The sequence below is a fragment of the Moraxella bovoculi 237 genome (assembly GCF_000696305.2).
Lineage (GTDB): Bacteria > Pseudomonadota > Gammaproteobacteria > Pseudomonadales > Moraxellaceae > Moraxella > Moraxella bovoculi.
The window spans coordinates 46,565-53,345 of record NZ_AOMT01000010.1 but is presented as its reverse complement, the minus strand read 5'-3'; the positions used below and the strand labels follow the sequence as shown (position 1 = coordinate 53,345).

The following is a 6,781-nucleotide window of genomic DNA, read 5'->3' as shown; positions in this document are numbered from 1 at the left end:
AGTAGTAGTAGTTTTTTTTGTTGGTATGGTTAAATCTTCACAACTAATATCATTACGATTTTTAAGTGCATTATTTTTGAGCGTTACGCTCATCAATCTCCGACATCGGCACAGCAGGCGTGAACTGTTCACCGCTCACATCTGCACCACGTTCGGCGTGTTCTTGTTTGAGCGATTTGGCGACTTCTGGCGGCATGTAATTCTCATCATGCTTGGCAAGTACTTCAGATGCAACGAACACGCCATCTTTTAGCTCGCCAGTCGCCACAATGCCTGAATTCTCAGCGAATAAATCAGGCAATACGCCGCGATAAGTCACAGGCACGACTTCTTTGTAGTCCGTGATTTCAAATTGAACGTTAAGCTGGTCGCTAGGATCGCGCTTAACGCTACCTGCAACGACCATACCGCCCGCGCGGATGCGCTTTTCTTCAGGGGCTTTACCTGCTGCGATGGCTGTCGGGTCAAAATAATAATCCGTCTGCTGGCGAATGGCGTACAGAATCAGACCAACGGCAATCACCGCGCCAACGAGCATGGCGATGACCCACATAAGCTTTTTTTGTCGAACGTTATTCATGATTTCTTTGTCTTTATAAGTGTATTTAAAAGGTGGTTAGCGTGGTGCACCAGTGCCTAATTCTTTGCGCTGTTTATTGGTTAGGCGATTGGTTTTTTTGGTGGTATTGGCTTGGCGCTGCAGTCGAACGATGGTTGACGTACGTTCAGAGATCGCATGCCAAATCAACACAGCGATCGCCACAAAGGTGATGCTGTAGCACGCCCATACGAACGCGCCATGACCACCCATCTGCACAAAGTCGCTGACATTAGAAAAATATGGTTTCATCGCTTGCTCCCCTGTTGTTTAGTTTGGGTTGGCTGGCTTGTTAATGAGTTTTTGCACCCATGATTTATTATAATCACGAGCCAAGATCAGTGAATTGGTGCGATAGATGGCAAGTGCCGCCACCAAGAAGTACATGCCAAACAGCATGATAAGCAATGGCACCCACATACTCGCTGACATCTTTGGCGCATTCGTCACGGTAAAAGTCGCGCCTTGATGTAGCGTATTCCACCATTCCACCGAGTACTTGATAATGGGCAGATTCACCGCACCCACGATCGATAGAATCGCTGCTGCCTTGCCGCGGTTCTGACTGTGCTCAAAGGCAGAAAACAGCGCCATCACCCCAACATACAAAAACGCCAAAATCAGCATCGAGGTCAGTCGCGCATCCCACACCCAGTACGTTCCCCAAGTTGGCTTCGCCCAAATCGAACCTGTCAAAAGACTAAGTATACAAAACACAAAGCCGATCGGGGCGACCGCCTGAGCGACGATGTTGGCAGTCTTAATTTTCCACACCAAAAAAATCACCCCAAGCACCGCGAGCGCAAAATAAATACTCATGGCAAGGCTGGCCGCCGGCACATGAATAAAAATAATACGATAGCTGTTGCCCTGCAGATAATCAGGTGGTGCAAATCCCAAACCCCATACCGTACCAATGCCAAGCAGTACCGCAGCGATAAGCGCAAGCCATTTCACCCATGGGGAGAAAATATTAAAAAAACGCTCTGTGCCGACCGTCGTCAAAAAACCTTGCCATAGACGACCAAAAAAACCTACTTTGGCGACATTTTTGGGATGAGTATCAGGCATGAGATATTACCGCATCAAGGGGTTAAATTAAAAACATAAATCAGCTAGATTATAGCATGACTTGGCGTTTTGGGAAATATATTGGCAATCAGCAGACAGCATTTATGCCAAAAATTCCTTGTAAAATCACTCATTTATCCGCATAATAATCATTACCGGTGCGATTTGATCGCCCTTTTTAAATTCTGGCAACTAAGGCAGTCTATTTAATGAACCAAAAAACTCGTAAATCATCCAAAAATATCTCACTGGTACTTCTAGGTGTTGGCGCGCTAGGTCTGTCCGCCTGTGCGCCTGCACCAAGTGAAGCACCCAAGACCAGCGAGCAGTCCTTGGCAGATGCTGAGCGTGAACTTATCGCTGCCCAAGAACGTCTGGCCGCCGCACAAGCCAAAGCAGAAGCAGAACAGCTCAACAACGCCGCTGCACAGCTTGAAGGCGATGCGACTGCCGTACTAGATGAGCAAGCAGCCGTCGAAGGTGAAGCGAGCGCTGAGGGTGGTATGGGCGCAGGTGGCGCACTCTTAGCGGGTGCAGCAGCAGGTGCAGCGGCGGGTTATCTTGCCACCAAGGCCGCCAATAACCGTGTGGCAAATGCATCACAAAACGCGCAAACCCCCACCATGACACAGCAGCCAGCCGCCACCAACCAAGCGCAATCTGCTCAGAGTGGTCAAGCAGCTGGCGCGCGTCAAAGTGCCGCCCAAAGCACCCAAAACTATCAAAGCAATCAAGCACAAAATCAAAACCAAACCACCAACCGCAGTGGTTTTGGCAGCACAGCCAAATCATCAAGCGTGGGAGCGACTTCGTGAAGCGAGTTAATATCGCCCCACGTCCGAATTGGCAAGATGAGATGCTTCGCATCGGCTTTGATTATCACAGTGTCGATGGCAACTACTGGCAAGAAGATGCCTGTTATGTCTTTAGCGAAGCGCAGATTGATGAGATTGAGCGCGTTACCGAAGAGCTGCATCAGATGTATTTTGCCGCGACCAGACACGTCGTGCAGACAGGCGATTATGCCCGCCTTGGGGTAAATGATGTCGCAGCCGCGTTGATTGAGTCGAGTTTTAAGGCACAAGAGCCGACTTTATATGGGCGTTTTGACTTGTGCTATGATGGCACGAACACGCCCAAGATGTACGAGTATAATGCCGATACGCCAACTTCTCTGTTTGAGGGCAGTGTCGCGCAGTGGTACTGGCTACAAGCCAGAAATGGCGAGCTTGCCGATGCTGATCAGTTTAACAGCATCCACGAAAGGCTGATGGTCGAATTCAAGGCACTAAAAGGCGACAGCCCTCTATACTTCACCGCTGTCGCAAGCAACGAAGAAGACTATATCACCACGCGCTACCTACAGGACGTGGCGGTACAAGCTGGTCTTGATACGCGTTTTATTGACATTCATGACATCGGTCATCGCACATCAGATGGTAAATTCGTCGATTTGCATGATGCGCCAATTCGTCAGCTGTTCAAGCTATACCCGTGGGAATGGCTGGTTGAAGAAGACTTTGGTAAGCACATCCTAGGTAGTGGCACGCAGTTTATCGAGCCTGCTTATAAGCTATTATTTAGCAATAAAGCCTTGCTTGCGGTGCTATGGGAGCTGTTTCCAAACCACCCAAATCTACTGCCTGCCTATCTGGATGAGGGTCGCTTATCTGGGGATTTTGTCAAAAAACCTTTCTTCTCTCGTGAAGGCGCAAACGTCAGCCTGCACACCTCGGCAGGCATCGAGACCACCGATGGCATCTACGGTAAAGAAGGTCACGTCTATCAGCAGGCGCATGCTCTACCGACTTTCGTCAACGCCAGAGGTCAGACCATGCATACGCTCATCGGCAGCTGGATCGTCGGACATAGTGCCGCAGGCATCGGAGTGCGCGAAGATTACACCGCCATAACCAAGGACACGAGCCTGTTCGTGCCACATGTGTTTAGATGACGATATTATAAATCTTTTTAAGATTTGTTTTATATCTTTAATGCAACAAAAAACAGCCCATGAAGAGCTGTTTTTGACGCTTTTATGGTGCGATTAGCACGGATATTCCGCCCCTTTACGGCTATAATACCACCATGTAATCACAAGGCAAAGCACATAAAAAACGATGAGCATGATAAGCGTGCTGTTCGCCCCAAACCAGCCGAACATCTTAGGGATAAAGAACCCGCCATAAGCAGCGAACGCCCCTGTAAAGCCGACCACCGCCGCCGATTCTTTGCGAGCGACATTGATAAGGTCGGGCGAGTTTTTGCGTTCGTGCAGGGTGCGAAAGATGACGGGAATCATGCGAAATGTCGAGCCGTTGCCGATACCCGTGGTAATAAATAGCACCATAAAGCACGCAAAATACCCTGCAAAACTACCGCCTGTGCCATCTTTTGGCAAAAAGACAATCACACCAACGGTCGCTGCCGCCATGACAATGAAGTTAAAAAACGTCACCCTAGCCCCGCCCATCTTGTCAGCGAGCCAACCCCCAACAGGACGGAACATCGCCCCCACTAACGGTCCTAAAAAAGCGACTTTTAGCGGGTCAACATCGGCAAAAGACTGCTTGATAAGCATGGGGAACGCCGCCGAAAAGCCGATGAACGAGCCAAACGTGCCAAGATATAGGATGCACATAACCCAGTTGTGATGGCGTTTGAAAATGACAGACTGGTCTTTAAAAGACGCTTTGGCGGACGATAAGTCATTCATAAAAAACCACGCAAGTGTCGCCATCAAAGCGATAAACGGCACCCATACAAAGGCAGCGTTGTGCAGATACAGGGTCTTACCGTTATCAAGCGTAACAACCGTGCCAATGACTGACAAGCCGATGACCGCAGGCACGACAAACTGCACGGTAGATACGCCCAAGTTGCCAAGCCCTGCGTTTAGACCCAAAGCCATGCCTTGCTTGGATTTGGGATAAAAAAACGAGATGTTGGACATACTAGACGAGAAGTTACCACCACCCAATCCGCAAAGCAGGGCGATGATGACAAAGACACCAAATGGCGTATTGGGGTTTTGTAGAGCAAATCCCATCCACAGCATGGGAACAAGCAGGCTTGCCGTGGACAGAGCCGTCCACCGCCGTCCACCAAACACAGGCACCATAAACGAATAAAAAATCCGCAAAGTCGCCCCTGATAAGGCAGGTAAGGCGGTAAGCCAAAATAGTTGGTCTTTGGTAAAATTAAAGCCAGCGTCAGGCATACGCACGACCACCACCGACCAAATCACCCATACCGCAAAGCCTAGCAGTAGAGCAGGAATAGAAATCCATAGGTTGCGACTGGCGGTCTGCTTACCGCCATTTTCCCAAAACTCATCATCTTCGGGTCGCCAGTCGTGAATCACGCCCCCGCCTTTTAGTTCTTTATTTGTCATATCTCCCCCTTCTAGGAATGATGCGATCTGCAGATCACTCACTTGGATTGATTAAAGTTAAGGATTTTTGATGATTGACATTGTAGACAGATTTGCGCAAAATTTCGCTTATCCTAATGACTGACAAACCCAGCCAACTATGATACTTTGGGGGTAGATGAATTTGTTTAGACAATAAAAAACAGACAATCCATAAAGATTATCTGCCTATATCAGTCATGCTCATTTTTGGTTTTTCATTTTTAGCATGGCTTGATGACCTTCTTCCATCTTAGGCTTAACTTCCGAGATGTAGATCCAGATCAAGCTCACCCACACCACGCCAAACATGATCATAAACGCTGATGAACGAACGCCTGTAATGTCCACCGCCGCGCCGAACATGATGGGCAAGATGAATCCGCCCAAGCCCCCTGCCAGACCGACCACGCCAGAGACCGCACCCATGTTGTCTTTATATTCGTCCGATAGGTATTTGAACACGGACGCTTTACCGATGGCAAAGGCAATGCCTAACAGGAAAATTAAGACGGTAAAGACAGCAGAATTTAGGCCGATGTTAAAGGCGCGCTCACCATCGACGGTTTGTACGATAAGGCTTGTCTGCGGATAAGACAGAACGAACAAGAACAAGAATGACGCCCACAGTACCCACCATGTTACAGTATGGGCTGAGTATTTGTCCGACAACCAGCCACCCAGCGCCCGCAGCACACCACCAGGCAAACTAAAGCACGCTGCTAGGAATGCCGCTGTTTGAAGTGTAAATCCATACTCATTGACATAGTATTTGGTCATCCACAGAGCAAGGGCGACATAACCACCGAACACGATAGAATAGTACTGACTATAACGCCATACGTTCGGGTCTTTTAGCACCGCCAATTGGCTGGCCACGCTGACATTACTTGCGGTGTGGTGTTCTTTTTTGTCAAATGATAAGAACCAAAAACCAATGGCAGTGATCAGCATAATGCCTGCATAGACTTTTGGTAAGAACTGCCAGCCACCATACGCAATGATCGCAGGGCCTACCATCTTAGTCAGTGCTGAACCTGCATTACCCGCACCAAACACACCCATGGCAAAGCCTTGACGCTCCTGCTTGAACCATTTGGCGACATAGGCGATACCCACCGAGAACGAACCGCCTGCCAGACCTGCAAACAGACCCAAGATCAAAAACTGCCAATACTGCGTGGCGTAACTCATCAAGAAAATCGGCACAACGGTCGCCATCATCAGCACAAAAAACACAATGCGTCCGCCATATTTATCCGTCATCATGCCCAGCGGCAGACGAATGAGAGAGCCTGTCAATACTGGTGTCGCCGCCAGCAGACCGAATTCAGTTTCATTTAATCCAAGCGCTTCTTGGATGGGAATCCCCAGGACCGCAAACATCATCCAAATCATAAAGCATACAGTAAATGCGATCGTGGACGACGCCAGCACGAGATTTTGTTTGGTTGCTTCTGTTGCCATCATCTTCTCCTTGTCAGAAGGTTGGCGTTATTAAGATTGAGAAAATTATTGCCAAAGCCTTATAAACTCTGCATATTTATTAGTCTTATGATAAAAAATATTTATTCTAAAAAAATTGATTCTAATCAATTTTTCCTTTGGTTATTTTTTGTTATGATGCATGCTTAATACTTTAGTGGTATGGAAAAAAATACGGAATTATATTATAAAAACACCATATTTTTCATGGATTT

7 protein-coding genes are annotated in these 6,781 nt (G+C 48.0%); 2 read left to right on the top strand and 5 right to left on the bottom strand.

Annotated elements, in window-relative coordinates:
* Positions 1-70: 70 nt before the first annotated feature.
* The 3 genes from ccmE to MBO_RS03205 are packed head-to-tail and all read right to left on the bottom strand — an operon-like array spanning position 71 to position 1,669.
* On the bottom strand, positions 71-580 hold the full coding sequence (gene ccmE / locus MBO_RS03215) for a cytochrome c maturation protein CcmE (RefSeq protein WP_036363567.1): 510 nt from the start codon (positions 578-580) through the stop codon (positions 71-73).
* A 36-nt stretch (positions 581-616) separates the two neighbouring features.
* Positions 617-850 carry a heme exporter protein CcmD gene (gene ccmD, locus MBO_RS03210; RefSeq protein WP_036363564.1) on the bottom strand — a complete coding sequence of 78 codons (234 nt, stop codon included), beginning with the start codon at positions 848-850 and terminating at the stop codon, positions 617-619.
* A gap of 18 nt (positions 851-868) precedes the next feature.
* Entirely contained in the window at positions 869-1,669 is an 801-nt protein-coding gene (locus MBO_RS03205) for a heme ABC transporter permease (RefSeq protein WP_036363561.1), read from the bottom strand.
* 209 nt (positions 1,670-1,878) lie between these two features.
* On the opposite strand from MBO_RS03205, the gene MBO_RS03200 reads away from it, so the two are divergent.
* Both MBO_RS03200 and MBO_RS03195 read left to right on the top strand, forming a co-directional pair.
* Positions 1,879-2,484 carry a hypothetical protein gene (locus MBO_RS03200; protein ID WP_052585273.1) on the top strand — a complete coding sequence of 202 codons (606 nt, stop codon included), beginning with the start codon at positions 1,879-1,881 and terminating at the stop codon, positions 2,482-2,484.
* Positions 2,481-3,623: a glutathionylspermidine synthase family protein gene (locus MBO_RS03195; protein WP_036363559.1), complete on the top strand. Its 1,143-nt coding sequence runs from the start codon at positions 2,481-2,483 to the stop codon at positions 3,621-3,623. Before MBO_RS03200 ends, MBO_RS03195 begins: the two co-directional genes overlap by 4 nt.
* A 93-nt stretch (positions 3,624-3,716) precedes the next feature.
* On the opposite strand, the gene MBO_RS03190 is transcribed toward MBO_RS03195, so the two are convergent.
* Together MBO_RS03190 and MBO_RS03185 are read right to left on the bottom strand one after the other, a co-directional pair.
* Positions 3,717-5,063: a NarK family nitrate/nitrite MFS transporter gene (locus MBO_RS03190; protein ID WP_036363556.1), complete on the bottom strand. Its 1,347-nt coding sequence runs from the start codon at positions 5,061-5,063 to the stop codon at positions 3,717-3,719.
* Between the two features lie 222 nt (positions 5,064-5,285).
* On the bottom strand, positions 5,286-6,548 hold the full coding sequence (locus MBO_RS03185) for an MFS transporter (protein WP_036363554.1): 1,263 nt from the start codon (positions 6,546-6,548) through the stop codon (positions 5,286-5,288).
* Positions 6,549-6,781 lie beyond the last annotated feature (233 nt).